At 53.3% G+C, this 25,703-nt stretch carries 26 protein-coding genes and 1 pseudogene; 13 read left to right on the top strand and 14 right to left on the bottom strand.

What is annotated here, in order from left to right; all coding sequences use genetic code 11:
• Both WFP70_RS16100 and WFP70_RS16095 read right to left on the bottom strand, forming a co-directional pair.
• Window positions 1–159 (bottom strand): annotated as a pseudogene (locus WFP70_RS16100) (acetyl-CoA carboxylase biotin carboxyl carrier protein); the annotation flags it as partial.
• Window positions 160–385: 226 nt separating this feature from the next.
• Window positions 386–928 carry a chorismate mutase gene (locus WFP70_RS16095; RefSeq protein ID WP_337023829.1) on the bottom strand — a complete coding sequence of 181 codons (543 nt, stop codon included), beginning with the start codon at window positions 926–928 and terminating at the stop codon, window positions 386–388.
• A gap of 144 nt (window positions 929–1,072) precedes the next feature.
• Here WFP70_RS16095 and WFP70_RS16090 point away from each other — a divergent pair, with 144 nt between their 5' ends.
• From WFP70_RS16090 to WFP70_RS16070, 5 genes are all read left to right on the top strand, one after another.
• Window positions 1,073–1,645, top strand: a complete 573-nt coding sequence (locus tag WFP70_RS16090) for a peroxiredoxin (RefSeq protein WP_058960236.1) — start codon at window positions 1,073–1,075, stop codon at window positions 1,643–1,645.
• Window positions 1,646–1,660: 15 nt separating this feature from the next.
• Window positions 1,661–2,890: a protein-disulfide reductase DsbD family protein gene (locus tag WFP70_RS16085; protein ID WP_337023828.1), complete on the top strand. Its 1,230-nt coding sequence runs from the start codon at window positions 1,661–1,663 to the stop codon at window positions 2,888–2,890.
• Window positions 2,891–2,907: 17 nt separating this feature from the next.
• A complete protein-coding gene (locus WFP70_RS16080) occupies window positions 2,908–3,459 on the top strand; it encodes a sigma-70 family RNA polymerase sigma factor (RefSeq protein ID WP_337023827.1) in 552 nt (183 codons plus the stop codon).
• A complete protein-coding gene (locus WFP70_RS16075; RefSeq protein ID WP_337023826.1) occupies window positions 3,452–4,081 on the top strand; it encodes an NrsF family protein in 630 nt (209 codons plus the stop codon). The genes WFP70_RS16080 and WFP70_RS16075 overlap by 8 nt, the downstream gene beginning before the upstream one ends.
• Before the next feature lie 133 nt (window positions 4,082–4,214).
• Window positions 4,215–4,859, top strand: a complete 645-nt coding sequence (locus WFP70_RS16070) for a hypothetical protein (protein ID WP_337023825.1) — start codon at window positions 4,215–4,217, stop codon at window positions 4,857–4,859.
• A gap of 95 nt (window positions 4,860–4,954) precedes the next feature.
• Here WFP70_RS16070 and WFP70_RS16065 read toward each other — a convergent pair whose 3' ends face one another.
• Window positions 4,955–5,350, bottom strand: coding sequence for a winged helix-turn-helix transcriptional regulator (locus WFP70_RS16065; RefSeq protein ID WP_337023824.1), 396 nt, complete (start codon window positions 5,348–5,350; stop codon window positions 4,955–4,957).
• A 100-nt stretch (window positions 5,351–5,450) separates the two neighbouring features.
• Here WFP70_RS16065 and WFP70_RS16060 point away from each other — a divergent pair, with 100 nt between their 5' ends.
• Window positions 5,451–6,182 carry an SDR family NAD(P)-dependent oxidoreductase gene (locus WFP70_RS16060; RefSeq protein ID WP_337023823.1) on the top strand — a complete coding sequence of 244 codons (732 nt, stop codon included), beginning with the start codon at window positions 5,451–5,453 and terminating at the stop codon, window positions 6,180–6,182.
• Between the two features lie 116 nt (window positions 6,183–6,298).
• Here WFP70_RS16060 and WFP70_RS16055 read toward each other — a convergent pair whose 3' ends face one another.
• On the bottom strand, window positions 6,299–6,649 hold the full coding sequence (locus WFP70_RS16055; protein WP_337023822.1) for a TonB family protein: 351 nt from the start codon (window positions 6,647–6,649) through the stop codon (window positions 6,299–6,301).
• A gap of 138 nt (window positions 6,650–6,787) precedes the next feature.
• Here WFP70_RS16055 and WFP70_RS16050 point away from each other — a divergent pair, with 138 nt between their 5' ends.
• Window positions 6,788–7,159, top strand: a complete 372-nt coding sequence (locus WFP70_RS16050) for a hypothetical protein (RefSeq protein ID WP_337023821.1) — start codon at window positions 6,788–6,790, stop codon at window positions 7,157–7,159.
• A 109-nt stretch (window positions 7,160–7,268) separates the two neighbouring features.
• Here the strand turns inward: WFP70_RS16050 and WFP70_RS16045 are convergent, their stop codons facing one another.
• Window positions 7,269–8,336 carry an SDR family oxidoreductase gene (locus tag WFP70_RS16045; RefSeq protein ID WP_337023820.1) on the bottom strand — a complete coding sequence of 356 codons (1,068 nt, stop codon included), beginning with the start codon at window positions 8,334–8,336 and terminating at the stop codon, window positions 7,269–7,271.
• 100 nt (window positions 8,337–8,436) lie between these two features.
• Between WFP70_RS16045 and WFP70_RS16040 the strand changes: the two genes are divergently transcribed.
• On the top strand, window positions 8,437–9,339 hold the full coding sequence (locus tag WFP70_RS16040; protein WP_337023819.1) for a LysR family transcriptional regulator: 903 nt from the start codon (window positions 8,437–8,439) through the stop codon (window positions 9,337–9,339).
• A 106-nt stretch (window positions 9,340–9,445) separates the two neighbouring features.
• On the opposite strand, the gene WFP70_RS16035 is transcribed toward WFP70_RS16040, so the two are convergent.
• A complete protein-coding gene (locus WFP70_RS16035; protein ID WP_337023818.1) occupies window positions 9,446–10,867 on the bottom strand; it encodes a hypothetical protein in 1,422 nt (473 codons plus the stop codon).
• 268 nt (window positions 10,868–11,135) lie between these two features.
• Between WFP70_RS16035 and WFP70_RS16030 the strand changes: the two genes are divergently transcribed.
• A complete protein-coding gene (locus WFP70_RS16030) occupies window positions 11,136–13,427 on the top strand; it encodes a TonB-dependent siderophore receptor (protein ID WP_160867148.1) in 2,292 nt (763 codons plus the stop codon).
• A gap of 88 nt (window positions 13,428–13,515) precedes the next feature.
• Complete coding sequence (locus WFP70_RS16025; protein ID WP_160867147.1) at window positions 13,516–14,415, top strand: alpha/beta hydrolase; 900 nt, start codon at window positions 13,516–13,518, stop codon at window positions 14,413–14,415.
• A gap of 40 nt (window positions 14,416–14,455) precedes the next feature.
• Here the strand turns inward: WFP70_RS16025 and WFP70_RS16020 are convergent, their stop codons facing one another.
• The 5 genes from WFP70_RS16020 to WFP70_RS16000 all read right to left on the bottom strand — a co-directional run bounded on the left by WFP70_RS16020 (window position 14,456) and on the right by WFP70_RS16000 (window position 19,651).
• Window positions 14,456–15,565 carry a lactonase family protein gene (locus tag WFP70_RS16020; protein ID WP_337023817.1) on the bottom strand — a complete coding sequence of 370 codons (1,110 nt, stop codon included), beginning with the start codon at window positions 15,563–15,565 and terminating at the stop codon, window positions 14,456–14,458.
• Between the two features lie 195 nt (window positions 15,566–15,760).
• The gene (locus WFP70_RS16015; RefSeq protein ID WP_337023816.1) at window positions 15,761–16,780 is read right to left on the bottom strand and encodes a C45 family peptidase; all 1,020 of its coding nucleotides are present in this window, start codon (window positions 16,778–16,780) and stop codon (window positions 15,761–15,763) included.
• Window positions 16,777–17,340: a carboxymuconolactone decarboxylase family protein gene (locus WFP70_RS16010; protein WP_337023815.1), complete on the bottom strand. Its 564-nt coding sequence runs from the start codon at window positions 17,338–17,340 to the stop codon at window positions 16,777–16,779. Before WFP70_RS16010 ends, WFP70_RS16015 begins: the two co-directional genes overlap by 4 nt.
• A complete protein-coding gene (locus WFP70_RS16005) occupies window positions 17,337–18,665 on the bottom strand; it encodes an aspartate aminotransferase family protein (protein ID WP_337023814.1) in 1,329 nt (442 codons plus the stop codon). The genes WFP70_RS16010 and WFP70_RS16005 overlap by 4 nt, the downstream gene beginning before the upstream one ends.
• Before the next feature lie 128 nt (window positions 18,666–18,793).
• Window positions 18,794–19,651, bottom strand: coding sequence for a MurR/RpiR family transcriptional regulator (locus WFP70_RS16000; RefSeq protein WP_337023813.1), 858 nt, complete (start codon window positions 19,649–19,651; stop codon window positions 18,794–18,796).
• Window positions 19,652–19,846: 195 nt separating this feature from the next.
• Between WFP70_RS16000 and WFP70_RS15995 the strand changes: the two genes are divergently transcribed.
• Window positions 19,847–20,485 carry a LysE family translocator gene (locus WFP70_RS15995; RefSeq protein ID WP_160867142.1) on the top strand — a complete coding sequence of 213 codons (639 nt, stop codon included), beginning with the start codon at window positions 19,847–19,849 and terminating at the stop codon, window positions 20,483–20,485.
• Here the strand turns inward: WFP70_RS15995 and WFP70_RS15990 are convergent.
• Both WFP70_RS15990 and WFP70_RS15985 read right to left on the bottom strand, forming a co-directional pair.
• Complete coding sequence (locus WFP70_RS15990) at window positions 20,456–21,256, bottom strand: AraC family transcriptional regulator (protein ID WP_337023812.1); 801 nt, start codon at window positions 21,254–21,256, stop codon at window positions 20,456–20,458. The two genes, WFP70_RS15995 and WFP70_RS15990, sit on opposite strands and share 30 nt — an antisense overlap.
• A 160-nt stretch (window positions 21,257–21,416) precedes the next feature.
• Entirely contained in the window at window positions 21,417–22,217 is an 801-nt protein-coding gene (locus tag WFP70_RS15985; RefSeq protein WP_337023811.1) for an inositol monophosphatase family protein, read from the bottom strand.
• A gap of 494 nt (window positions 22,218–22,711) precedes the next feature.
• On the opposite strand from WFP70_RS15985, the gene WFP70_RS15980 reads away from it, so the two are divergent.
• Window positions 22,712–23,995, top strand: a complete 1,284-nt coding sequence (locus WFP70_RS15980) for a histidine-type phosphatase (RefSeq protein ID WP_442956351.1) — start codon at window positions 22,712–22,714, stop codon at window positions 23,993–23,995.
• Here WFP70_RS15980 and WFP70_RS15975 read toward each other — a convergent pair.
• Window positions 23,933–24,889, bottom strand: coding sequence for a LysR family transcriptional regulator (locus WFP70_RS15975; protein WP_337023810.1), 957 nt, complete (start codon window positions 24,887–24,889; stop codon window positions 23,933–23,935). The genes WFP70_RS15980 and WFP70_RS15975 overlap by 63 nt on opposite strands.
• 132 nt (window positions 24,890–25,021) lie before the next feature.
• On the opposite strand from WFP70_RS15975, the gene WFP70_RS15970 reads away from it, so the two are divergent.
• Window positions 25,022–25,702 (top strand): SDR family NAD(P)-dependent oxidoreductase, encoded by a 681-nt coding sequence (locus WFP70_RS15970; protein WP_337023809.1) that lies wholly within the window; start codon window positions 25,022–25,024, stop codon window positions 25,700–25,702.
• Window position 25,703 lies beyond the last annotated feature (1 nt).

Genomic DNA, 25,703 nt, shown 5'->3' with positions numbered 1-25,703 from the left:
CATCACTGGCGCAGCATAAGCCTGTTGCATGACCGGATAGCCAGCGTTCGCAGGTGAACGGCTGATACGAACTGACTCTTCGCCTTCAGAGATTTCCAGCTCGGAGATGCCGGACTCTTCAACCAGTTCGATCAGTTTCTTAATTTTACGAATATCCATGAAAAACTTTTCCTACGCGTTATCAACTCGCAGCAGTTATAGCAGAGGGGATTCTTGAGCAGGACATAGGGAGTTCAGTTGGGGTTATAAGGAAAAGGTGGCGGAGTGGATCGTTGGTCATCTGAATTTTATCCCCAGGTGGGGATATCGTGGATAATATTGCAGTCTTAAAGGTAAACGACTTATTAGGGAGGCGTAATCTTATTACGCCTCTTATGAATAACCGTTACTTCTTCAGACTAATTTTCTGCAGGGCTTCCCACAGCCGCGTTTTATCACCCTGTTCCAGATTCGCTTGATCAAGCGTGTGCAGAAAGGCGGCTTTATCGGTGAAGGGTTTGCCCTGCGCTAACTGCGCACGGATACCGCTCAGAATGCTGGCGCTCAGCACATTAATTTTGCTTCTGACCTGATCCAGCGGCAAAGGCTGCCAACCTTGATCAGGTGTGGAGAGCCAATCTGCGCGATAGCGATATTGAATCGCTTTTGCTGCATCCATCTGAGCCTGCACAAAGGGTTTCACAGACTCGCCCGCTAAGCCCAGCTTTTCGGCTTGCTGCACAGCACTGGCCAGCACTTTTTCTTCTTGCGGCAGATCTTCAATCGCAAGATGATTGGCGGCTTTATATCCGGCCACATCCTTCATATAGGACAGGCGTTGATTGATCAGGGAAGCCACATCGCTATCAATGACAGGTGCCGCCAGCGAGGTGGCCGAGCAAGATAACCCAATTAACAAAATGATTTTACTGAAATAATTCCGATTCATCTCTCTTAGCCTCTTTTTCCATGAGTCACATTGCGTCGCTAATTTAACTTTTTTTTACTGGCACCGAAACCTTTCCGCCCCCTCCAGCGAACTGATGTATTGAGTCACTAAAACCGGACCTCCCTTACATCGCAGGAGCAGATAATGAAATCGTTTAAAACCCTCGTTTGTACTCTGAGCATCACCGCCGCATTGGGCCTCTCTGCCACCGCTTTTAACGCCAGCGCCGCGCTGCCGGTTGGCGCAAAAGCACCAAATTTTGAACTGCAAGGTGCATTAGCCGGCAAACCATTGACCTTCTCGCTGCAAAAAGCGCTGCAAAAAGGGCCAGTGGTGCTGTATTTCTTCCCGGCCGCATTCAGTGCGGGCTGTACGATTGAAGCGCATGACTTCGCCGAAGCCACCGACAACTTCACCAAAATGCACGCCACAGTTATTGGTGTGACTGCAGGCAATACCGATCAGGTGAGCGATTTCTCTAAACTGGAGTGCCGTGACAAATTCGCTGTTGCCGCCGACCCAGGTGCTAAAGTGGCCGCTCAGTATCAAACCACCATGCAGATGAAAGGCAAAACCCTTTCCGATCGCACCTCTTATGTGATTGCGCCTAATGGCGACATCCTGCTGAGTTACACTGATAGAAACCCGGATACGCACATCGAGAAAGCCCTCGCCGCCGTGAAGCAGTACGACGCTGCACATCCGCAAACTAACTAAGCAAAGAGGCCAGCGATGTTAACCGCCATGCTGGCCGCCTTTATTGGCGGCATCATTCTGAACTTAATGCCCTGCGTCTTTCCGGTCATCTCCCTGAAAGCGCTCGGCCTGCTGCGCCACACTGATAATGCCGCCAACGCGCGTCGTGAAGGTTTAGGCTTTTTACTGGGCGTGATCGTTACCATGATGGCGCTAGCGGGTATTTTGCTGGCCGCGCGTGCAGGCGGTGCCGCCGTGGGCTGGGGATTCCAGTTACAGTCCCCCCTGGTGATTGCATTGTTGTCACTGGTGATCCTTGCCGCTGCGCTCAATCTGCTCGGCGTATTTGAAGTGGGCCTGTCGGTACAACGTGTAGGATCCGTTGAAATCAATCGCGGCGCCTTCTTACGTTCTGCACTCACTGGCGTATTGGCGATTTTGGTTGCCACCCCTTGTGCGGCTCCGTTTATGGCTAGTGCGATTGGCTATGCCCTGGTGCAACCCCCTGCTGTGGCGCTGGTGATCTTCTTCGCCCTGGCACTCGGTTTCGCAGCGCCTTTCACACTGATTTCTCTTTTCCCTCAGCTGGCGAGATTCTTGCCTCGTCCAGGCGCATGGATGGATGTACTGAAGCGCGGTTTAGCCTTCCCGATGTTTGGCGCTTATGCCTGGCTGGTGTGGGTGCTCGCGCAACAGGCAGGCAGCGCGGCATTGGCTACACTGTTAGCAGCCTCAGTGGTAGTAGCATTCGCGGGCTGGCTATATGGGATGGCGCAACATCGCCGCTTTGCCGGTAAAGGCCATAAAGTGCTGTTCGCCGTGACCGCCGTATTGGTTATCGCCGTGCTGGCCCCACTGCCGCAGTTAATTCAACCGGGCGCAGCGCTGGCAGGTGACCAGGTAGCCAGCCAGCTCACTAAAGAGAAGTGGACACCGCAAGCCGTCGCCTCTCAACGTGGACACGGTAAAGCCATCTTTGTCGATTTCACAGCCTCATGGTGTATTACCTGTCAGGTGAATGAAAAAACCTCCCTTTCGACGCAGGCAGTGAAAGACGCGTTGGCAAAAACCGGTACGGTGTATATGGTGGCGGACTCCACCAAGTTTAATCCCGATGTCGATGACGCCATGAGCGAGTTTGGTCAGGGCGGACTGCCGATGTATCTGGTTTACCCCGCCGATGGCGGGCCGCCAAAAGTGCTACCGCAAGTGCTGACACCGAGCATTGTGTTGAATGCGCTGCAAGCGGCCAGCACCAAGGCGTAATTGTTTCAAGGCGGATTATGCAAGCAAGTGATAGCGCGCGCGAAAGTTGGCCCGCGCTAATGGAACAGGCGCAGGCGGGCGATCAACTCGCCTACACCCGACTGCTCAAAGCGCTAGTGCCGGTGATACGCGGGCAAATACGCCAACAACTCACCGACCAGGCATTAGTGGAAGATGTGATTCAGGATGTGCTGTTAACAGTGCATCGGGTGCGTCACACCTATGATCCTGCCTACCCGTTTTTACCCTGGCTGATGGCCATCATCTCCGCTCGTGCCGTGGATGCCCTGCGGCGACGCGGACGCCATCAGCAATGGGAAGTCCATGAAGAAACGCTAACTGAAGCTGCCATTGCGCCAGAGGCACCATCGCTGGATACACAAGAGGAAGTGGCTGGCTATCTGCGCCAGCTTCCCTCGCGCCAGCGCGAGATTGTCGAGCATGTTCACTTGCGCGAAATGAGCCTGACGGAAGCGGCAGAACATAACAATTTAAGTGTGGCAGCGGTGAAGTCGCTGCTGCATCGCGCGCTGAGTAATCTGCGTCGCTTTGGAGCACACCATGAATAACCATGACCTGTTAATCGAAAAACTCAGCCGCGACATGCAGCCCGTTCAACCAACGCGGCCGACTTATTGGCGTGTCTTAGTGTGGCTGCTACTGGCACTGCCCTGCGGCATCGTCGCCAGTTTTCTGGTCCAGCGTACGTTAACCGATTGGTCACAACCCGGTGCGATGCGCGCGCTCATCCAGTTGGCGCTGGCGTTTGTGCTCGGCTTGTTCGCGATTCGTAATGCGTTCAACATGAGCATCCCTGGTCGCCGCAGTGTCAGTTGGAAAGTGCTGCTGCCGCTGGGTTTATTGTGGTTGGGCCTGAGCCTGAGCAGTATCCCGCACGCCGCAGTGGAGGCACATGATAATGACAGCACGCGCTGTTTTACCTTCCTGTTAGTGGTGAGCACACCAATGATGGTGCTGATGATTGCCAGTTTACGCAAGACACGTGCACTCCATCCGGTACGCAGCCTGGCGATGGCCGGACTGGGCATATCCTGCATGGCCGTCACCATGCTGGCGTTTTGCCATCCGGTGCATCTGCACGCCATGGATTTTGTCATGCATCTGGCCGCGATTGCGGTGATTATTGTTCTGACAGTGCTGCTTGGTCGCCGCTGGGTAAGATTAGGTTGAGGTGATAAAAGGATGTCATTCTCCCTCTTAAAATAGAAAACAGGAGTCTGGCTCTCATTAAATCTACCTCATCACTATCCTTTGATGTGTTAAGTTAATTAATGGAGAGAGGCAATCAAGTGAAGGAATACACATGCCAGTGCTTAACAAGGGGGATTCAAATATGGCCATAATGCCAATGTCATACAGCCCCAATACATTACAACGACGTTTTGAGATTATTGATGAGTTTGAAATGGGTAGTTCTACTTACTGGATTATCTATGATCGAAAAACACCTTTTTCAGCAGTCGTCGATGCTGGTCCAGCATTAATTGAGAACGATTTACGCCATCGCGTCATTGCTACGTTGGAACTGATTCGCGTTGAAAATTTTGATGGGCTCAGCGTAAAGTCATTCTGGCAAGATGCTGCCGCGCTGCAGGTTGAAGGGGTTGTTGTACAAGAGATCATGCAAGGTTTTGGTCTGGCAACCCGCATGTATGAAACCTTGGTGGTGCATCAACATATCACGCTGATGAGTGATCATCACCACTATGAAGGCGGAAAAGCACTTTGGAAACACATTGCGCAAAAGTCTCGTCTGTTGCAGGTTTTTGTTTTAGATACAAACGAAGGTAAATTTTATCCCTACGATGGCACCAAAATACGTTATGACGGCATTTGCATCCCCGAAAGTAAAATATGGAGTGTTCATCCTGATGAATCCTTGCAGGGGATTATTTTGATTGCTGAGGGTAAAGAAAAAGTCTCAGAATTATCCGTCCCTGTTATATAAACAGGTACAAATAAAGGTGATCAGAACGGCAGCGCATGGAATGTAAAATATCGCGCTGCCCGTCTTTCTGTGTTCCTGTAATTAAAACCCAACCCTTAGGCTTCTTCAGTCACCTTCTTTTCTTCATTTCGAGCAATGTCGTAAGCGGCCTGTGCTTGTTCCATCACCGGACCGTACTCCATCGCCCAACTCGCCAGGGCCATAAAGGGCTGCTGCAGCGTCTGCGATAAAGGTGTGATGCTGTATTCCACGCTTACCGGCGAAGTTGGTAGCACTTTACGGTTCACAAGACCATTGCGCTCCAGACGTTTGAGCGCATCCGCCAGTGCCTTATGCGTAATCCCATCCAGTCTGCGACGAATCTCATTGAACCTTGAGGGCTGTGTGCAAAGCACGGTGAGAATTAATATCGACCATTTATTAGTGATGTTTTCCAAAACAGGTCGGGTTTTACCGATATCAATCAAAGGCTTGTCAGTTTTCTCATTCATGGCGATATACCCATATATATCTGATATAAACTAAGTGCGTAATTGATATCAAGTATAGTTTTTATATCATCTGGGTTCCACTCTTAAAGGAGCATTGCAGATGAGCAGATTAGAAAACAAAGTTGCCGTGGTACTGGGCGGCGCAAAAGGTATCGGTTTGGCGATCAGCCAGCGTTTCGCCAGCGAAGGAGCAACCACCTGGTTCACCTCCCGTCGTGAAGAGGAATTAGCCACGGCCAGCCGCAAGATATCCGGCATTGCTAAACCGTTACGCGCCGATGTCAGTCAGAACGAAGAGCTGGCCGGTATTATGGACACCATCAAAAGCACGTCAGGCCATTTGGATGTGTTGGTGATCAATGCGGGTATGTCGGAATACGCTCGGTTAGACGAGATCAGTGAGTCTCACTACGAGCAGATTTTCGGACTTAACGTGCGCTCGCCGCTCTTTGCCTTACAAGCTGCATTGCCCCTGCTGAAACCTGGCGCGAGCGTGGTGTTGATTGGCTCGATTGCGGATGTGATTGGCACGGAAGGCTATGGTGTTTACTCTGCCAGCAAAGCCGCTCTGCGCTCCTTTGCCCGCACCTGGACCCGTGAACTCGCCGCACGCGGTATCCGCGTCAATGTGGTCGCACCCGGCCCTGTGGATACTGAAATGATGGCAGCAGCTTCAGAACAGGTTCGAAATGGACTCACCAGCGCCATCCCCCTCGGCAGAATGGCACAACCGGAAGAGGTGGCGAATGCTGCGTTGTTCCTTGCCAGTGATGAGAGTAGTTATATCGCGGGCGCTGAGATCTGCGTTGATGGTGGATTGACCCAGGTTTAGATGCGGCATACAAACAGCCATCGCAGGATGGCTGTCACTTCATTTCAGGGCAGACACGGTTCGAAATCAGTATGCTTTTCTCACCACACCTTAGGCACTCTAAGATCACTCACCCATCACAACATCGAATCACTGATATTGGGCGGAGGACTCACGCGCATCACCACTTTCATTGGAATATTTTTAGCGGGATGGCCTTTTTCAAATCGCCACTTGTTCACCGCTCTTATAACCGCGTCATCAAACAGATGGTCGGGTGTGGATTGCACAATGCGCATTTCACTGACCTTCCCTTGCGCATCGACATCATAAAAAAATTGCACCTTTCCTTCGATATGATTCTTTGCAGCATAAAAAGGATATTCAGGCTTATCCATTCGCAGGGCTTTGGGATGCGCTTTATTGGCGGATGAAGTGGTGCAACCTGCTAATGCCAGAGTGAGAACGATGGGAATGACCTTAAACATAACAACCTCCTGTTGTTGAGAATCATTCTCATGTTATCATCACATGATATCAACAAGATAGCGCCAGTTTAGCGTAAAGAGACCTTCATTAGGCTTCTGCTACCATGTTCACCCATCAAGATTAAGGATTAATCGCCGATGAAAAACATCGTATTTATCTACATGCCCAGTCCAACATTGTTCAGAACACCGGGATTCGGAATAGGTGGCGGATTGTTGGCCTATTTTCGCGAAGACAAATATATCGCCGCAGTGCAGAAGGCGATTGATAAACGCCAATTAAGCTGGCTATTCACCCGCGACACCACAGAATCGAATATTGAAGAGCTTATGGAATCAGGCGTCGAGTTACTGGTCCTCGCTCCCGGCCTACGTTTTATGTTTTATCGCAAAAATTTTGATAAGCAACGCATGGTGTTTCTCACCACTATGGAATACCTGAGTAACGACGTCCGGCCTGTTATGCGTAAAATACGGGAACGGGAAGACAGGGAAGGTTTGTTGCGCTAAAGGGCTCGTATACCTAATGTCAGATATTGCAGCCTCAAAATAGTATGAGTTGTTGTTGATGAAGGTGCGCGTTGATGCGCACCTGGAAAACCGAGCGCGATGAATAAAGTTACTGCGGAATCACCTTCTCCGCTTTCAGCCGATCAAAAAGCGCAATAAACGAATCCAGCGTTGAACGGTATCCGGTGAATCCCGCTTTGCGGCTTTTGCTCATGTCGGTGAACGCTTCCATCGGACGCCCAAGGTCCGCATCGGTGTGCCACCACGATGCCAGCTTATTAACGTCCGCCTCTTGCAGTTGTTCGCGCGCGGCAATTTCACGCCATGCGTCAGCGGCCTGCTGCATGCGTCCTTCTAACGGCATCATCTGTACAGGATACGCGGCGGGCTCAACGTTAAAGTAAGCGGCCAGTCGCGGCCACAGCCAGTTCCAACGGAATACATCGCCGTTGACCGCGTTGAAGTCCTGATTGGCTGCTTCATCCGCTGTCGCTGCCCACAGCAGCTGCTCCGCCAGCAAACCGGCGTCAGTCACATCAGCAATACCGTTCCACTGTTCCGGCGAGCCGGGGAAGATAAATGGCCAGCCTTTCTCGCGACACAGCGTGGCATACACCGCCAGCGTCTGCCCCATATTCATGGCGTTGCCCACTGCATAACCGATGATGGTGTGCGGGCGATGCACGCTCCAGCGATAGCCATATTGCTCGGCACCGGCAAAGATTTCATCTTCCTGCGCATAGTAGAAGTTATCGACCGGCTGGCGTCCCTGTTCTTCACGGAACGGCGTCACCGGCACAGCACCTTTGCCATACGCCTCAAATGGCCCCAGATAGTGTTTCAGCCCGGTCACCAGCGCCACGTGCGCACCGTTCAGGCGCTCACCCAGCGCTTCAATCACATTACGCACCATGCCGCCGTTCACGCGAATGTTCTCTTTTTCGTTCTCCTGACGCGCCCAGACGCTAAAGAACACCGCATCAGGCTTCTCTTGTTGCAGTGCAGTGCTGACCGCATCAGCATCGGTCAGATCTGCGGTCAGACTGCGGCAACCTTCAGGGATCGCGCCGCGTCCACGAGATAATCCAGTCACCAGCCATCCTTCACTTTGCAGTTTTTCCGCCAGCGCACGCCCAATCACGCCGCTAATGCCGACAATTAACGCCTGCTTTTGCATTTCAATTCTCCTCGGTTTCGGTAATCATTAGCCTAATAGAGAATTCAATTCCTATCTCTGGCTTTAATTCACATCATTCACAACCTGGATTCACGAATAGATGCACGATCAACGCCTTAAAGACATTGTGCCCTTTGTAGCCAGTGTTGAGAGTGGCAGTTTCGCAGCGGCGGCGGAACGTTTGCACCTGACCGGTTCCGCAGTCAGTAAAAGCGTCACACGGCTGGAGACTCGTCTTGGTTCACGTTTGCTGGAGCGCACCACGCGCAGTCTGAAGCTCACCGATGCAGGCAACGCCTACTACCAAACCTGCCTGCGCATTATGGAGGAGCTGGCCGAAGCCGAAGCGGTGCTGGCGGCGCAGCGCACCATTCCCTCGGGGCGATTGCGCGTGGCGGTGCCGAATACCTATGGCCGCCTTGGCGTCATGCCGCTGCTGATTCCATTTTGTCAGCAACATCCCGAGCTGGAACTCAATCTCACCTTCTCGGATCGTTTTATCGATCTGTTTGATGAGGGGATCGATGTCGCGGTGCGCATTGGCGGATCGCCGGATGTACCCGCTTCACTCGGCTGCCGACAGATGGGCCGCGAGCGTATGGTGTTTTGCGCTGCACCCGATTATCTGGCGCGCCATGGACGTCCTCACAATGAAAGCGAACTATTGCAACATCAGGCCATCATGTATGAACGCGTGGATGGCAGCAGCAAGCCCTGGCTGTTTACTACTGCCGATGGGCATCCGCACTGGCGCAATGTGCCACACCGGATGGCACTGGGTGACGTGGATGCACAAGTGCAGGCGCTGTGTGGCGGATTAGGCGTGGCGCAGATGCCCTCCTGGCTGGTGCGCGAGCCACTGGCGCGCGGTGAACTGGAGATTATCTTGCCGGAGCAACAGCCCGATGGATTGGCTCTGACGCTGATATGGCCACGCCGCAAGCAGCTGTTGCCGAAAGTCGATGCACTGTTGGCGGCGCTGGCAGAATTACAGATTCGCTGAGGTGGGCGGCCTGAAGGCCGCCTGCTACCGCGAGCGCGGCCATAATGACGTGCAGGTTTTTCAGCGGGCCAGTGTCCCCGTATCAGGATTGTACGGGGGATCCTGTTTAATTTTCGGGCTCAAACAGTGCGCGGGCGTAATTCTGTGAAGAGACATTTTTCTCGCTGTGCGGGATCTCCACGCTATCGATGAGCTTGGCTTGCTGATAGCTTTTCACCGTCTCATGCTGAGTGAGTTGCTGCGTGGTCTGCGCAGCCAGCTCACCTTTTTTGTTCTGGGAAACCACGGTCTGGCTGCGCTCTTCATCGTCAATCAGATGATAGCGGTAATTTTGAGATGACTTAAGTGCCGTCAGTTTCGCTGCCCCGTCTGAATCCAGTGCGGTGTGGAAACTGGCTTTGAGTTTGAACAGCGTATCCTGTGTCAAATCCTGGGTATCAGTGTGCTGTTGCGAGCGGGTTTGCTGCGCGACCTCTAAAGAGAAAGTGTCCTGCTCATCCGGTTTATAAGGATTATTAGAGCGCGGCGTCTGCTGATAGCTGGCGGAAAAATCGGCCAATCCACTAATGGCACCGTTTTTAGCGGCATTAGCATCAATGGAGATCACTCGCTGGGTATTCACGCTGTGGCTTGCCTGTCCTTGCGTAGTATTCAGCGCCCGGAAGCTGGCTTTGAAGAGATTCAGCATGTCGCGATCGCCGTGCCCACGCGTTGCGGCCTGATCCATTTTGGCAGACCACTGATCGAGTGCGGCGGCCTGCTGTTCGGCGCTGCCTGCCTGAGTCAGCTTTGACACATCCGTATCGAGCTTGATACTGACATCCCCGTTGTGAAAACCGAGCCAGCGCTCTTTATCATCTGCGTGAAGGTTGAGGGACTGCGTCACATTGTCGCCATTACGCAGATCGGTCTTCAAATCGACACTTTTCAGCTGCGAGGTATCAAACTTCATCAAGTCGCTGATATCTAGCTGCGTTGTCCCTGCGTCCAAACCGTCCAGCGCTTTTTGCAAACCGTCGGAGAGCTGACTGATGGCTGCGGCTTCATCGCGGTTGAGTTTACCCCCGCTGGTATTCAGCTCCACCACCAGTCCACCCTGCTGGCGCGTCATTTGCAGACTCACTTCTATCCCCGATTGTGTGGTCACAGTGAGCGCCACCGCGCTCTGACTGTTGCTGGTGCCGTTGGCTGATGAGGTTGCGGGCACGCTTAACGTGACATTGTCACCACTCTGCACCAGGCCCTTGAGCAAACTACTGCCGATACCGTTCATACCAACGCCGCCCGACTGCGCTGCCGCGTTGATTTGCGCCTGTAAATTGCTGCCGATCGTGCCGCTGCTCTGTACCTGTGCTGGCACAATTTTATAGATGGCGGCAATGGCCTCGCTTGCTTCACTGAAGGTCACTTTGGTGGACGCTTCAGCCTGTAAGTGGCTTTGTGCTGCCTTGCTGTTTGCGGTGGTAGTTACGCTTGAACCCGCAGAAATCAGGTTGCGTAGAACGCTGTTGCCAATCCCATTTAGCATCAAAATAATCCTTCTTGTGAACTATTCCTGAAGGTTATCGGCATTCGTTCAGATTCCTTTATAGATTTAGACTTGTCGTCAAAGATTGTAATGATCGAAATTAATAAGAATTTTGCATTATTGAGAGCATTCAACTTTAAAAATTATTCCGGTATTTAAATCGATTGCGCTAGATAGTATCGAAAACCCACACCGCCATTGAAATTAAGAATCATTCTCACTAAGGTATTTTCTCTTTTTTACTCCTACAAGGAAGTGGTTGAATATCATGGCAAAGCATATCTATGCTCGCTCGCTGCTCAGTGTCGTTATTGCAGCAGCATTACAGATTCCAGCGGTTCAGGCCGATGACAACACGAAACAAGACAGCCAAACCGCAGAAAACCCACCGCAGAAACCACTGACAATTTCCGATAAGAAAAGCAGTGCTGAAAACACCCTGGTGGTGACAGCCAGAGAACAAACTCTTCAGGCGCCGGGCGTCTCCACCATCGATAGCGAAGCCATTAAGAAACACCCTATCCAGCGCGATGTGGCCGAGATTATTCGCACTCAGCCCGGCGTCAATCTCACCGGGAACTCCAATAGCGGCCAGCGCGGCAATAACCGCCAAATCGACATTCGTGGCATGGGCCCGGAAAATACATTGATATTGATCGACGGCATGCCGGTCAGCAGTCGCAATTCAGTACGCTATGGCTGGAGCGATGAGCGTGACACGCGCGGTGATACCAACTGGGTGCCACCCGAGATGATCGACCGCATTGAAGTGATTCGCGGCCCGGCGGCGGCACTCTACGGTAATGGTGCGATGGGGGGTGTGGTCAATATCATCACCAAGCCCACCACTGACGAGTGGCATGGCAATTTCAATACCTACTTCAATGCGCCGGAACACAAAGATGAAGGCGCCACAAAGCGCTATAACGCCAGCCTGAGCGGCGCACTGGCCGATAACCTCACCTTGCGCCTGTACGGCAACTGGAGTAAAACCCAGGCTGACGCGCAGGATATTAACGAGAGCCATACCACACCGCGTATTGGTTCCTATGCCGGCAGTTATCCTTCGGGCCGTGAAGGTTCGATAAACAAAGATATCCACTCTGCCCTGCGCTGGGAATTTATGCCGCGCCAGGCATTGGAACTGGATGCCGGCTTTAGCCGTCAGGGCAATTTGTACGCCGGGGATACGCAGAACACCAATACCAACGCGCTGGTGCAGAAATATTACGGCAAAGAGACCAATGTGCTCTATCGCCAGACATTGAGTTTGAAATACACCGGCGCGTGGGATAGCGGTGTCACCACCAATAACTATGTGCAGTTTGAAAAAACGCGCAATACCCGTCTCAATGAAGGCCTGTCGGGCGGCATAGCCGGAATTTTCAGCCCATCGAATGAAGGTTTCTCCACCATCTCGCTGTATGACACCAATCTGCATTCTGAGGTGAATATCCCGCTGGAAGCATGGGTGAATCAGACATTGACCCTCGGGGCGGAATTCAATCATCAGGCGATGAAAGATCCGGCGTCAAATACCGAAACCACCACTGCTGGTGGTACGGTCAACGGCATCACCAGCGATGGACGCAGCCTGTATAGCTCGGCGGATATCTATGGCGTATACGCCGAAGATAACATCGAGCTAACTGATTCCACTCGCCTGACGCCCGGCATCCGCTTCAATCATCAAAGCATCAGCGGCAGCAACTGGAGCCCGGCGCTCAACCTCTCGCAGGATCTGGGTGACGACTTCACGCTGAAGTTGGGCATCGCACGCGCCTGGAAAGCCCCGAATCTCTATCAAACCAACCCCAACTATCTGCTGTTCAGTAAAGGCCAGGGGTGCTATGCCAGTTCCGGTTACTGCTATTTGCAGGGTAATAGTGATTTAAAAGCTGAAACCAGCGTCAACAAAGAGATTGGCATTGAGTATCACCATGACGATATTCAGGCCGGACTGACCTGGTATCGCAATGACTATCACGACAAAATCGAGGGTGGCTATAGCCCGGTTTATAACAACGGCACGTCGGATGTGTACAAGTGGGAGAACGTGCCAAAAGCCGTGGTTCAGGGGCTCGAGGGCACGCTGAACTTCCCGATCACTGACTCGGTGAAAATGAACAATAACTTCACCTACATCATTGATAACGAAAATAAAACCACCGGCGATTATCTGTCGATCATTCCGAAGTACACCATTAACTCAACGCTGGACTGGCAGGCCACCAATGATCTCTCAGTGCAGGGAACGTTAACCTGGTATGGCCGTCAGAAACCGAAGAAGCTGAACTATAAAGGGGAAGCGACATCGGGCAGCGAAACCCGCCAGGTGGCGCCCTACGCTCTGGTGGGCATGAGTGCGACTTATAACGTGACGAAGTATCTGGATGTCACCGCCGGTATCGATAACCTGTTTGATAAACGCCACTTCCGTGAGGGTAATGCGCAGAGCACCGGCAATGCCACCACCGGCGCCTATCTTTGGGGCGCGGGCGCAAACACTTACAACGAATCAGGACGCACCTACTATATGGAACTGGGGATGCATTTCTGATGTGAACCAGCGGCTATCGGATGTGATGGCCGCTTGATTTTGGGGTGCATCATGATGTGCACCTATCAACCAGAGTATCGGGATTTCAATGCTTTATAGATTTTCAGCAATAAACCGTCCCATTGGCCTACTGCTGTTGTTGCTCAGCAGTGTCACCACCAGCGTTTTTGCACGCCCGAATATGACGCCACTCGGCCCGAATATCGCCGACAAAGGCTCCGCTTATTACCACTTCTCCATCAGTGAATATGACTCGGCTGATGGCCAGCGGCATTACAAAGTTTGGACTGCGGTGCCAGATAAAGCGCCTCCGCCATCTGGCTACCCGTTGATCACGATGCTGGATGGCAATGCGGTAATGGACAGGCTGACCGATCCGCTGCTGCAAAAACTCTCGGCAGGCAACCCTCCGGTTCTGGTGGTGGTCGGGTATCAAACCACTTTGCCGTTTGAGGTAAACGCGCGAACTTACGATTACACCCCGCCTGACAAAGAGCATGGCGATGCAGGATACACTTTTAGTCGCGGTCGCAAGGGCGGCGGCAGCAGCGCATTCCGCACCTTGCTAGAGCAACGTATTTTGCCCGCAGCGGAGAAAGGTGTGCATGTCGATCATCAACAACGCGCGCTGTGGGGCCACTCTTACGGCGGATTGTTTGTACTCGACAGCTATCTCTCTTCTCAGCTGTTTACGCGCTATTTCGCTGCCAGTCCATCGGTCGGCCAGGGATTTAACTCTCTGTTGAGTGAGATGCAGACCCGCAAAGCCAGTAATAAGCAGATCACTTTGATGGAAGGGAATGGCGATCGCCGCAGCGATAGCAACACGGCGGAACCTGAAGTATTGCGCGCGGTGCGCACCACTATCGAAGGTATGGCAGAGAACGGCACAGCCGCACGCTATCAACTTTATCCGGGACTGTCCCACGGACAAATGTTTGGTGCATCAATGGAAGAGGCGCTGCTGGAAATGTCACAGGCAAAATAGCGAGGCGAAGTGGGCGCAAAAAATGCGCCCACCGAACGGCTTAATTAAAGAACTTTATATCAGTGGGCGTGGATATTTTTGCTGCATCGCCCGCTGCTTTCAGCTCACCGCTCTTTTCATCGAAATGGAACAGGGAAATATTGTTGGTGAACACGTTAGTGACATAGAGATATTTTCCACTGCCATCAAATGAGAACGCCCGAGGTTCAATGCCGTTGGCTTTATAACTGACCGGCTTGCCTAACTGGCCATCCGCCTCAATTTTAAACACCAACAGCTTATTATCTGAACCACGATTCGCTGCAATCACATATTTACCGTTCGGACTGAGAATAATTCCGCCGCCGCTACGGTATTCAGCACTGTTATTTTCACTGTTCAGCTTCACGGTATTGCTGCGATCCAGGTGATCGTCTTTCACTGTAAATACCGCGATCTCACCAGCCATTTCGGTGGTGACGTAGGCATGTTTGCCATCTGGTGAGAACACCATATGACGCGGGCCAGAACCTTCGGTAAAGGTCACGTCATGTGCGGTATCCGCTTCCAGAGGCTCAGCCTTATTGGCGTGATAACGATAGGCATGGAGCTTGTCACCGCCGAGATCGGCAGCGTACAGATATTTACCGTCGTGGGTAAAGGTGGTCGAGTGTGCGTGACCGCCATCCTGACGCCCTTTCACCGCGCCCGTGCCGTGGTCGAAAGCAAAGTGCTGCACCTGCTCACCCAGTTTACCGTCATGATGAATCGGGAACACCGAGACGCCCGCGCCGCCTTTCGCCACCGAGTAGTTAGCGACAAACAGGAACTTACCGTCCGGGCTGATGGTGGCGTGCGTCGGCTGTTGCCCATGGCTATCCACCGCATTTAGCACTTTCACCTGACCGCTTTTATCAATGGACAGTGCGGTAACGGCCCCGGCGTTTTCTTCATTGGTGGTATAGGCAAAGCGGCCATCCTGGGATTTTACAATCCATGACGGGCTTTTCATTTTGATCACATCAAGTGGTGTTAAAGTGCCATCCGCATTCACCTTGAGGCGATATAAACCTTCGCTAGGATGATCCGGTTTCTGCTCTAATGGGGCATCTGGAATCGACGTCCAGGTACCCACTAAAGCGATTTGTTGATGTTCCGCAGCATTTGCCATAGCGCTCCCCGCCAGTGAAAAAACAGCTAAGGATAATGCCATGGTTATGTTTGATGCTAAACCGCTGAATGCGGCTTTTTTATTTCTATTCATTTTCGTACCCCACCATAATCGGAATGTTTAACGACTATAGTGGGATTAATTTGAATAGCGCCCGGCCAGGGTGACCGGGTTCACAATATAGCAGATTAGTTTTTAGGAAATCGTGCCTTTAAATTCTGGCTCATCACGATTCAAGGTAAATATCTGCCAGTCAACTTGTTTGGCATGCAGCGTAAATACCGCTGTCGCCAGGGTGTTCTCTTCATCCGGATCGTTCGGCGAAAGGCGATAAATGGGCAGCACCGCATCATGCTGGTCAGAGAGAATCGCTTTTGCTGCATCGCCATCCAGCTGCGTTTGCGTCTCCAGCCACTCAATTAACCGCTGCTGGCGTGATCCGGAGCTGGCAGTGATCACCTGTTCCACGCCATCAAGTTGCGGATGAATCAGGTGATTGGCATGGGCGAACACTGCGGTCAGTGGCGTTACGGAGCAACCCGACCCCGTGGCTTCCACACTAAACAGACGGCTATCGCCCATCTGTCCGAGCGTATGGTGGAACGATCCGGCGCGCGGTGATGTGGTCAGGATTGCGATGGCCTCATCCAGCGTGGCCGCATTCAACGCGGCGCGGGCCAGGATTTGACGCGGCACTCCTTCCGGACGATGCAGTGCACGAATATTATTCACCGTATTCACCACGCCCTTCTCGTTTACGGCAACGGTATGACCGCAAATCGACCCCGGATAAGCAAAGCTGGTGAACGCCATCCCACTATCCGGACGGATGCTGACGATGGCACAGTCATCGCGTAATTGCGGAAAACCATCTTCATTGTGCGCGATAGTTAACACGCCATCAGCACGCTGTCCCGCCACGGTGGTACATCCATCCGAGGTTGAACGTACTAAATCGCCACGGCAGTTCCAGGCAAAAACCTCCTCAATCGGCGCCTGTAATCCTGCGGCCAGCCCTTCAAGCTCCTGCCAGATCAGCGGATAGTGCGCCTGGACCAACGCGCGCATGGCCACCGTTTGGTCGGCGTCTTTCATGGCTGTCACTGTCTGCCAGAGTGCGGTGAGCGTCAGCTTTTGATGCCAGGCTTCACGGCCAAATTCACCCAGTTGCTGACCCATTTCGAAGGCGGAACCATGGATTGCGATTTTTTTCATATTGATGCACTTTGCAAAAGAATGTCTGAAGAATCTGGAGCAGGCGTCTGTGCGCCGTTCATGATCATCGAGAGGAAGCTGTAATAACCGTTAATGCCAATCAGATCCACTACGCCCTCTTCGCCCCATAAATCGATGGCTTGTTGCCAGGTGGTGTCAGTGACTTTTTGCTGTTGATGCAGTTGCTGGCAAAAGTGGTAAATCACCCACTCATCCGGCTTTAAGTCATCCGGCAGGCGCTTCTCATTAATGGCCTGCACGGCGGCGGCGGATATGCCCTTTTCCCGGGCGATGGGCGCATGAATCGCCCACTCCACCGGCTGCGACCAGTGACGAGCCGTCATGAGAATCGCCAGTTCCGATAAGCGCTGACCGAGCGCGCTGCGATAGCGCAGGTACTCTCCCATGCGCTGCGCGTGCGCCATCAATTCCGGGCTGCGCAGTAAAGGCTCAAACGGCGGAAGCAATGCACCGCGCGGCCCGTTAATGATCTCTTCTGCCAGTGGACGTTGCTGATCGTCCCACTCGTGCTCCGCCAGCGGCGGCAAACGATTAATCATAATTTACCGGTCTCTTCACGAATCACGGTCGCCAGCGTATCCACCACAAAATCGAGCTGGCTCGGCGTAATAATAAATGGCGGAGCAATCAGGATGTGGTCGCCATACTGCCCGTCAATGGTGCCGCCCATCGGATACACCATCAGGCCACGAGCCATACAGTTGGCTTTAATGCCAGCATGTAGTTTCAGTGCAGGATCGAACGGGGTTTTGCTCTCTTTATCGCGCACCAGTTCCACACCGGCAAATAAGCCGCGCCCACGCGTGTCGCCCACATGCGGCAATGCGCCCAGCACTTCACGCAAGGCATTTTGCAGATACGCGCCCTGCTGCTTCACCGCATCGAGCAGGTTATCGCGTTCAATCACCTGCTGGACGGCCAGTGCCGCTGAAGCCGCCGTAGCGTGGCAAATATAAGTATGACCGTGCTGGAACAGACCACTGCCCGACTGGAGTGCTGAGACGATCTTTTCGCTGGCCAGCACGGCACCAATCGGCTGATACCCGCCACCCAACCCTTTGGCGATGGTAACCAGATCCGGCACCACATCATCTTGTTCAAACGCGTGCAACGTTCCGGTGCGTCCCATACCGCACATCACCTCATCGGCGATATACAGGATGCCGTATTTATCGCACAGTGCGCGCACGCCTCTCAGATAACCCGGCGTCGGCGGAGTCGCGCCGATGGTGGCACCCACTACCGTTTCAGCGCAGAAACCAATAATGGTTTCCGGACCGGCATCAACAATTGCTTGTTCCAGTTCATTGAGCAGACGCGTGGTGTATTGCTGCTGCGTTTCATCAGCACGACGATCGCGGTATTCATTACAGGCTGACACGCGAATCACGTCGATCAGTAATGGGGCAAACTGGCGACGGCGCCACTCATTGCCGCCGACGGCCAATGCACCAAGTGTGTTGCCGTGATAGCTCTGCTTGCGCGCGATAAATTTGGTACGTGACGCCTGCCCGATTTCAACGAAATATTGACGCGCTAATTTCAGCGCGGTTTCCACGGCTTCCGAACCACCGGAAACGAAATAGGCGTAGTTGAGATCGCCAGGCGCCGTGCGCGTCAACTGTTCAGCGAGTTGCTCAACGGTGTCGCTGGTAAAAAAGCTGGTGTGAGCATAGGCCAGTTGGTCGATTTGACGATGCATCGCGGCTAACACATCAGGATGCGCGTGGCCTAAGCAGGAAACGGCAGCACCACCGCAGGCGTCGAGATACTGCTTTCCTTGTTTATCGAAGATGTACGCCCCTTCGGCTCGAGCAGCCACGGCGGGCGTGCTGCGCAAACTGCGGTGAATAATGTGGCTCATACTGGGTACTGCTCCTGAATACGCTACGGTAATTAAGCGCATCTTGCAGGATTCATTTGGATCACGTCAATGCAATAATGATTCAAATGCATTCTATTTTCTTATGACGGATACAAATGAATCATCCCTCAGGATTTGCCAGGCACCACATATGCCCCAGATTCAATCAGATAGCGTTCGGCATTTTCGATTATATGCACAGCATCACGGCCATGGCGCGCCACCAGCATTGCCAGTAAGCACTCTGCCAGCCCCATGCCAGAGACCACTGAGGGGAAGAACGACGGACTGTCGATAGAGAATAACAGGGTGCAGTCGGCGGCCTGCGCCAGCGGGGAAACCGGTGAATCGGTAATCGCGATGATCTTTGCCCCTGCCTGCTGCGCGGCGTGCAGCACATCCAGTGACTCACGTGAATAAGGCGCAAAGCTGGTCAGCAGCACACAATCCTGGGCGGTGAGTTCACGGGTAAACACTTCGATATTACTGGCCAGGCCATCAATCAACGAGACCTGACGGTTGAAGAGCCGGTAAACATAAAACAGCGACCAGGCGATGGGAAAACTGGCTCGAAAGCCGCAGATATAGACGTTATCAGCCGCATCGAGCAGGGTCACAGCTTGTTCCATTTCCGCCTGATTTTCGTTTTGCGTAAAGGCCAGATTTGCCTGATGCGCGCTAAACACCTCATCATACAGCTGCGGCTGTGTTCCTTTGGCGATCAGTTTCTCGGCCTTGGATACGTATGTATCATTGCGCAGGCCAATGTCATCAATGAAGGCATCTTTCAGTTCGCCCCAGCCGTTGTAGCCCAAACGCTGCGCCAGGCGCAGCAGCGTGGCAGGTTTCACACCGGCTTCAACGGCAAACGCGCGCATCGATTGCACCACCAGCTGATTGGCATTTTGCAGAGAGAACTCAGCCGCGCGCTGCAGTTCTGGTGACAGCTCACTGAACTGGCCGACAATTTTTTCCCGAAGATTCATGGCGTTTGGTGGTTGATGGCAGATGGATGCATATAAACATAATTGCGACGGCGAGAAAACCAGACGCAGAGACGATTCATCCTGAAGCGCATGCCGTGGTGCACCGGGCGCTGTGGCGCAATTCTTTCCAATACAGTGTGATTCGTACCGTGGTTTAATGCCGCTCACAGAAAAAATAAGGACAGGCTCGTTGCTATGCTGCAGTTTTCAAATGGTTTTCTGCTGAGTTTATCGCTGTGCCTTGATATTGGGCTGGCCAATATCGCCATGATTACCCTCGCGATGCAGCGCGGCTATTTTCACGGTTTTTGGTTAGGGATTGGCACCTGCATTGGCGACCTGATTTATGCGCTGCTGGCGCTGGCTGGCATGGCGGTGGTGTTGCAGTTTACGGCGGTACGCTGGGTGTTGTGGATTGGCGGTGGATTATTACTACTGTGGTTCGCAGGTAAAATGTTGATCGCTGCACTGCGTAAAGACGCGGCGTTACCCCCAACGGAGCAACAGCCTTATCGTTCGTTACTGCGAGAGTTCAGTCGTGGCGTGGTGCTGGCGATGTCATCTCCCACGGCGATTTTATGGTTTGCCAGCGTGGGCGGTGCACTGATTGCTCGCATGGGGCACGGCAGCGTCAATGCTACTTCCTCTTTCCTCGGTGGGTTCTTTATCGCGGGAGTGGTCTGGACCTGTGTGTTATGCCTGGTGGGCAGCATGGGCGGTAAGCTGTTGGGGCAGCGCCTGTTAAAATACTCCTATCTCGCCTCGGCGCTGATCTTCTGCTACTTCGCCGCCTATGTGATGGTGTCAGGCTATCGGGAGTTTGTATTGGGGTGAGGCAATTTGCTGGGCGTAATGGTGTGGTGTGGTACCCATTACTTTGCGAAAGGCGTTAATGAAGTGGCTTTGATCGTAAAAACCCAGTTGCAGCGCGGCTTCCTGCGGATGTACCCGACGGCGCAACAGTTCCCGCGCCTGCTGTAGCCGCAATTGCATATGGTATTGCAACGGTGGCAACCCGGTGAGCTGGGTGAAACGACGCACCAGATGATATTTACTCAGCCCGGCACGTTGCGCCAGCGCATCCAGTTGCGGTTTCTCGTGCAAGTGTTCACCAAGAAACTGCTTCACCTGTTCGATAATCTGCACTTCCCCCTGCTCGGCACTCTCTTTATCGTCGAGCAGTTCACCACACAGCCACAGCAGCTGTTGTTCCAGCAGTAACTCATCTCCTGTGCGCGCGGCCTGGTCGAATTCAGTGATCGCCTGAAACAACCGCGCGTCATGGAACACCCCTTCGCGCAAAGCGGGCGCAGCGGTGGTGCCAAACATTTCGGATAAGATCACCTGCGGCAAGTGAATGCTGATAAAACTCACCGGATCATTGCTGAATAAGGAGGACTGAATCGCGCTGGGATTATAAATCGTCACCTGCCCGGCAAACACTTCAGAGACTTTGCCATCGAGCCAAATCTCTTCGCGCCCGCTGAGGTTAGCGCAAATTACATATTCATCATGCAGATGACGTGGAAAGCGGCTGCCAGTGGCGTTCACGCGCGAACATTCAATGCCATTGCGGCTAAACCATTCTGATGAGGAGAGTGACACGCGATGACCCGGTAAATATGGTGATGGGTTATAACAGCATCGCCAGGGTCGAATTGCAATGCTGTTGGGGTGTGAAGGCTGATTCGCATCCTTGCCGATTTTGAAAAAAACGATTGCCGGAAGTCGCTGCTGCAACGGCTTCCGGCAGCGAGGATAAGGCTTAAATTCCCGCAATCCGTTTCAAATCAGCTTCTGCGCCAGGCGCCACCGCCAGCACCTGAGCGCCTTTCAGCAAACGTTCGCCTTCGGTATTGAACGGGTGATACCAGCCGCCCGCCTCTTTCACCAGGCAGTAGCCCGCCAGACAATCCCATGCGTGCATATAAGGTTCGTAATAGCCCACTACGCGGCCAGCGGCTACCCACGCCAGCATCAGTGCGCCAGAGCCGATACGGATGAAGTTGCCCCCGGCTTCCAGCAATGAGGCCAGGATTTTACCCACTTCAGCGGGGCTAACGTGGCTGTTAGCGCCAAAGCCAGTGACATGGTTTTGCAGCGTGCGGGTTGGGTCAACCTGCAGACGACGGCCATTTAACGTCGCGCCTTGCCCCAGCGCCGCCACATAGCACTCCTGATAAGTTGGCGCATAGATCACCCCAATCACCGGCACGCCGTCATGCAGTACCGCGACGGAGACGCACCAGTTTGGCATGCCGTTCAAAAACGGGCTGGTGCCATCAATCGGATCGACTACCCAGGTGTATCCCGATGTGCCTTCCTGCAATCCGTACTCTTCCCCCAGGAAACCGTCGTCGGCAAACTGAGCGCGAATCTGCTGGTCGATCATCTGCTCGACTTCGCGGTCAGCACGAGACACCACATCCTGCAGATCATATTTGGTCTCGACCACCAGCGTGTCGCGATGATGGAAATACTCCAGCGCCTTCTCGCCCCCTGCGCGTGCCACTTTCTCTGCCAAAATCAAACGTGCCAGCAGCGCGTCATTCACGGTGTCACTCATTATCTGTCCTTAAATTATCCGGCAATCAGGGCTAATCCCTGAGGTTTAAAATCAATCGCCACGGCAGAAGCCAGCGGCAAGTGCTGCTCCATCTGCGCAATAGCAATAAAGGCCAAAAATTAGCAGTGAATACTAATGTGTCGAAACGCTCTCAAAGCAATATGTCCCTATTCCATGACAATAATTTTAAATGACAAATCGAAAGTGTTTTTATTTAAACGACGGTGAATTCTTATCTGACATCAGCATTAAAGGCTTAGTTTCAGAGATTTGGCATTAATGCTCAGTGTGAAGAGCTGTAAGAAACCAATGGCTGTCACCGAAATGAACGTATGGAAAACAGTCGGATTAGGTTTTAGATTAAACCGATATGCATCTCTGCAGTTCAAATTTAAACTCATTCTTTGTTCGAGAGACTTCGTATTCCTATAACGACCAAAATTCTTAGACCTCTTCCCTCCTGGATAAGGTTAAGTATCCAGAGGTTTTTGAATATGCATACGCTTCGCAAACAGTATGTCGCAGGCCTGTTGATTGCCGGTACGTTGTGGATGAGCGCCTCACCGGCACACGCTGAAGCGCAGTATCAGCTGGAAAAGGTCGTGGAACTAAGCCGACATGGTATTCGCCCACCCACGTCTGGCAACCGTAAAGAGATTGAAGCAGCGACTCAGCGCCCGTGGACCATCTGGACCACACACGATGGCGAGTTGACCGGGCACGGTTATGCCGCCGTGGTGAACAAGGGGCGCTGGGAAGGCGATCATTATCGTCAGTTGGGTTTATTGACGTCAGGCTGCCCACGGGCACAAGAGGTGTATGTTCGCGCCAGCCCGTTGCAACGCACCCGCGCCACTGCCCAGGCGCTGGTGGATGGTGCATTTCCAGGCTGTGGCGTTACGGTGCATCACGTGGCGGGTGAGGATGATCCCCTGTTCCAGACCGAAGCGTTTCCGGCTACCGATACCGATCCCGCACAACAACTTGCCGCCGTGACCGCTACGACGGGGAATCTGGTCGCACGTCAGCAGGCGCTACAACCTGCCGTTCAGGCATTAAAAAGTGCTGTCTGTCAGCCAGGCAGCGATTGCTCGGTCTTTGACAAACCGTGGCAGATCAAGCAGAGCAAGAGCGGCAAGACCTATGTGCAGGGATTGAGTGTTCTTGCCAGCATGGTGGAGACGTTGCGTCTGGGCTGGAGTGAGAACCTGCCGGCAGATCAACTGGCCTGGGCCAATATCACCCACTCTACACAGATAACCGCTGTATTACCGCTGTTAACCGCTAATTACGACCTCAGTAACGACGTGCTGTATACGGCGAAAAAGCGTGGCTCCATTCTGCTGAATGAAATGATTCAGGGTGTTGAACAGGGTGTCAGCCCCGTTTCAGATGCCGTGCCGGATGCTCGCTGGCTGCTGTTTGTCGCACATGACACTAACATCGCGATGGTGCGCACGTTGATGGGCTTCACCTGGACTTTGCCGGGCTACACGCGCGGCAACATTCCCCCCGGCAGTAGCCTGGTGTTTGAACGCTGGCGCGATAAGCAGAGTGGCGAGCGATGGCTGCATGTTTACTTCCAGGCACAAAGCCTCGATGACCTTCGTCATCTGCAGTCTGTCGATCAAGCGCATCCGCTCTTGCGTGAAGAGTGGCGAACGCCTGACTGTCGGGTCACCGAGGTGGGTACGCTTTGTCCAATGGCATCCACCTTAGCAAAATTCGGTCAGCAACTTGATCCTACCGCCATTACGCCGATCAGTTACGCGCCATAACGCAACCTGTTTCACCACGCCGCGCAACCAGCGATGCGCGGCATCATTCTCCAGTCGAGGATGCCACATTTGTGACACTGTCATTTCCGGCGTGGCAAAGGGCAACTCAACCATCGCTAACGCCTGGCTGTGAGCAATCAATGGGTGATGTGCAACCAGCGAACGGGGCACCAGCGCCACCCAATCCGAATCGACCGCCAGCGCCACAGCGGCAGAGAAAGCCGGCACAACAGCAACAACCTTGCGCTGCAATCCGGCTTGCTCGATGGCGTCTTGGATCGGTCCACCCCGTTCTACGCGACGAGACGCCACAATATGGCCAAATCGGGCCAATTGGGTGATGTCCATCTGCTGTGTCAAAGGATGGTCCGCGCGCACCACGCCGACAAAACGATCGCGAAACAGCGCCTGCAAGCGGATTTCAGGCCCCATATTGCCGAGCACGCCAATCTCTATATCAATGCTGCCATCACGCAATTCACGATCACTTTTCTCCGGCTTTGCCACAAAGACCAACTCGACCTTCGGTGCCTGCGCGGTCACAGCAGCAATCAACGCACAGCCAAACGCTTCGACAAAGCCTTCGTTGGTGCGCAACCTAAAACAGCGATTCAGTTGTGCTAAATCCAGCGTTTCAGCATCAGGGCTGAGCACGGCATGTGCTTCCCGCAACGTACGCTGCGTCCGTTCCCGTATCGCTTCTGCATAAGGGGTCAGCACCATCTGGCGGCCGGCCCGTACCAATAACGCATCGCCCGTGACATTGCGCAGGCGACCCAGCGTGCGGCTCATCGCGGATTCGCTCAGGTTCAACTGGCGTGCCGCGCCCACCACGCTGCCCGTGGTGAGCAGCGCGTCGAGTGCCGTGAGTAAATTCAGATCGGTAGTGTTCATGGACACTATCCTGCTGGATGTCGAGCGGCATAACAAGGCGTTTGATGCAGGTTATCACTGCATAGGCTGCGTGTTCCGCCTACCCTCACTCCGCGCTAGACTTTTCTTATCAACTCAGCTGAGGAACACAGGATGAAAACATTATTGATTGGCGCGTCACGCGGGTTGGGATTCGCACTGGCAGAAACCATGCTACAGCGAGGCTATCAGGTTGTGGCCACCGGGCGAGCCCATTCTACCGATAAACTGTCGCAGTTGGCTGCGCGCTATCCGCAACAGCTGACGGTAGAAACGGTGGATATCACTGAACCCGAGCAGGTTCGCGCTCTGCATCAACGCCTGGCGGGCACGGAGTTTGACATGCTGTTCGTCAATGCCGGGGTGAAAAATGACGATCGGGAAACGATAGCCGATGTTTCAACCGAGGAGTTCACCCGTGTGATGGTGACCAACGCGCTCAGCCCATTACGTGTGATCGAGACATTCAAAGATCGGGTCAGCCCCAGCGGCACGATTGCCGTGATGTCCTCCGGTCAGGGCAGTCTGACCAACAACACCAATGGCAACTACGAGGTGTATCGTGGCAGCAAAGCAGCGCTGAATATGTTTATGCGCAGCTTTGCCGCACGCCATCAGGATGCGCGCACCTTGCTGTTAATGGCGCCAGGCTGGGTGCAGACCGATATGGGCGGGCCGGAAGCTCGCCTGACCATCGATGAAAGCATCCCCAATCTGCTCAACACCATGGAGGCGTATGCGGGCCGCACCGGGCTGCATTATCTCGATTACCTCGGCCGCGTCGTGCCGTGGTGAA

It is taken from the genome of Pantoea sp. USMM079, assembly GCF_037153115.1.
Taxonomy (GTDB): Bacteria; Pseudomonadota; Gammaproteobacteria; order Enterobacterales; family Enterobacteriaceae; genus Pantoea; species Pantoea communis.
The sequence above is the reverse complement of the archived record's forward strand: the minus strand, read 5'-3'. Positions and strand labels throughout refer to the sequence as shown.

What these genes read in the sequence shown, in the direction of transcription:
- WFP70_RS16075 (WP_337023826.1), top strand. Translation starts at nt 3,452, where the DNA reads ATGAATAACCATGACCTGTTAATCGAAAAACTCAGCCGCGACATGCAG.
- WFP70_RS16015 (WP_337023816.1), bottom strand. Translation starts at nt 16,780, where the DNA reads ATGAAAAAAATCGCAATCCATGGTTCCGCCTTCGAAATGGGTCAGCAA.
- WFP70_RS16045 (WP_337023820.1), bottom strand. Translation starts at nt 8,336, where the DNA reads ATGCAAAAGCAGGCGTTAATTGTCGGCATTAGCGGCGTGATTGGGCGT.
- WFP70_RS16035 (WP_337023818.1), bottom strand. Translation starts at nt 10,867, where the DNA reads ATGCTAAATGGGATTGGCAACAGCGTTCTACGCAACCTGATTTCTGCG.
- WFP70_RS16020 (WP_337023817.1), bottom strand. Translation starts at nt 15,565, where the DNA reads ATGGCAAATGCTGCGGAACATCAACAAATCGCTTTAGTGGGTACCTGG.
- WFP70_RS16080 (WP_337023827.1), top strand. Translation starts at nt 2,908, where the DNA reads ATGCAAGCAAGTGATAGCGCGCGCGAAAGTTGGCCCGCGCTAATGGAA.
- WFP70_RS16065 (WP_337023824.1), bottom strand. Translation starts at nt 5,350, where the DNA reads ATGAATGAGAAAACTGACAAGCCTTTGATTGATATCGGTAAAACCCGA.
- WFP70_RS16050 (WP_337023821.1), top strand. Translation starts at nt 6,788, where the DNA reads ATGAAAAACATCGTATTTATCTACATGCCCAGTCCAACATTGTTCAGA.
- WFP70_RS16010 (WP_337023815.1), bottom strand. Translation starts at nt 17,340, where the DNA reads ATGATTAATCGTTTGCCGCCGCTGGCGGAGCACGAGTGGGACGATCAG.
- WFP70_RS16060 (WP_337023823.1), top strand. Translation starts at nt 5,451, where the DNA reads ATGAGCAGATTAGAAAACAAAGTTGCCGTGGTACTGGGCGGCGCAAAA.
- WFP70_RS16090 (WP_058960236.1), top strand. Translation starts at nt 1,073, where the DNA reads ATGAAATCGTTTAAAACCCTCGTTTGTACTCTGAGCATCACCGCCGCA.
- WFP70_RS16005 (WP_337023814.1), bottom strand. Translation starts at nt 18,665, where the DNA reads ATGAGCCACATTATTCACCGCAGTTTGCGCAGCACGCCCGCCGTGGCT.
- WFP70_RS16055 (WP_337023822.1), bottom strand. Translation starts at nt 6,649, where the DNA reads ATGTTTAAGGTCATTCCCATCGTTCTCACTCTGGCATTAGCAGGTTGC.
- WFP70_RS15970 (WP_337023809.1), top strand. Translation starts at nt 25,022, where the DNA reads ATGAAAACATTATTGATTGGCGCGTCACGCGGGTTGGGATTCGCACTG.
- WFP70_RS15980 (WP_442956351.1), top strand. Translation starts at nt 22,712, where the DNA reads ATGCATACGCTTCGCAAACAGTATGTCGCAGGCCTGTTGATTGCCGGT.
- WFP70_RS16025 (WP_160867147.1), top strand. Translation starts at nt 13,516, where the DNA reads ATGCTTTATAGATTTTCAGCAATAAACCGTCCCATTGGCCTACTGCTG.
- WFP70_RS15975 (WP_337023810.1), bottom strand. Translation starts at nt 24,889, where the DNA reads ATGAACACTACCGATCTGAATTTACTCACGGCACTCGACGCGCTGCTC.
- WFP70_RS16085 (WP_337023828.1), top strand. Translation starts at nt 1,661, where the DNA reads ATGTTAACCGCCATGCTGGCCGCCTTTATTGGCGGCATCATTCTGAAC.
- WFP70_RS15985 (WP_337023811.1), bottom strand. Translation starts at nt 22,217, where the DNA reads ATGAGTGACACCGTGAATGACGCGCTGCTGGCACGTTTGATTTTGGCA.
- WFP70_RS16040 (WP_337023819.1), top strand. Translation starts at nt 8,437, where the DNA reads ATGCACGATCAACGCCTTAAAGACATTGTGCCCTTTGTAGCCAGTGTT.
- WFP70_RS16000 (WP_337023813.1), bottom strand. Translation starts at nt 19,651, where the DNA reads ATGAATCTTCGGGAAAAAATTGTCGGCCAGTTCAGTGAGCTGTCACCA.
- WFP70_RS16070 (WP_337023825.1), top strand. Translation starts at nt 4,215, where the DNA reads ATGCCAGTGCTTAACAAGGGGGATTCAAATATGGCCATAATGCCAATG.
- WFP70_RS16095 (WP_337023829.1), bottom strand. Translation starts at nt 928, where the DNA reads ATGAATCGGAATTATTTCAGTAAAATCATTTTGTTAATTGGGTTATCT.
- WFP70_RS15995 (WP_160867142.1), top strand. Translation starts at nt 19,847, where the DNA reads ATGCTGCAGTTTTCAAATGGTTTTCTGCTGAGTTTATCGCTGTGCCTT.
- WFP70_RS16030 (WP_160867148.1), top strand. Translation starts at nt 11,136, where the DNA reads ATGGCAAAGCATATCTATGCTCGCTCGCTGCTCAGTGTCGTTATTGCA.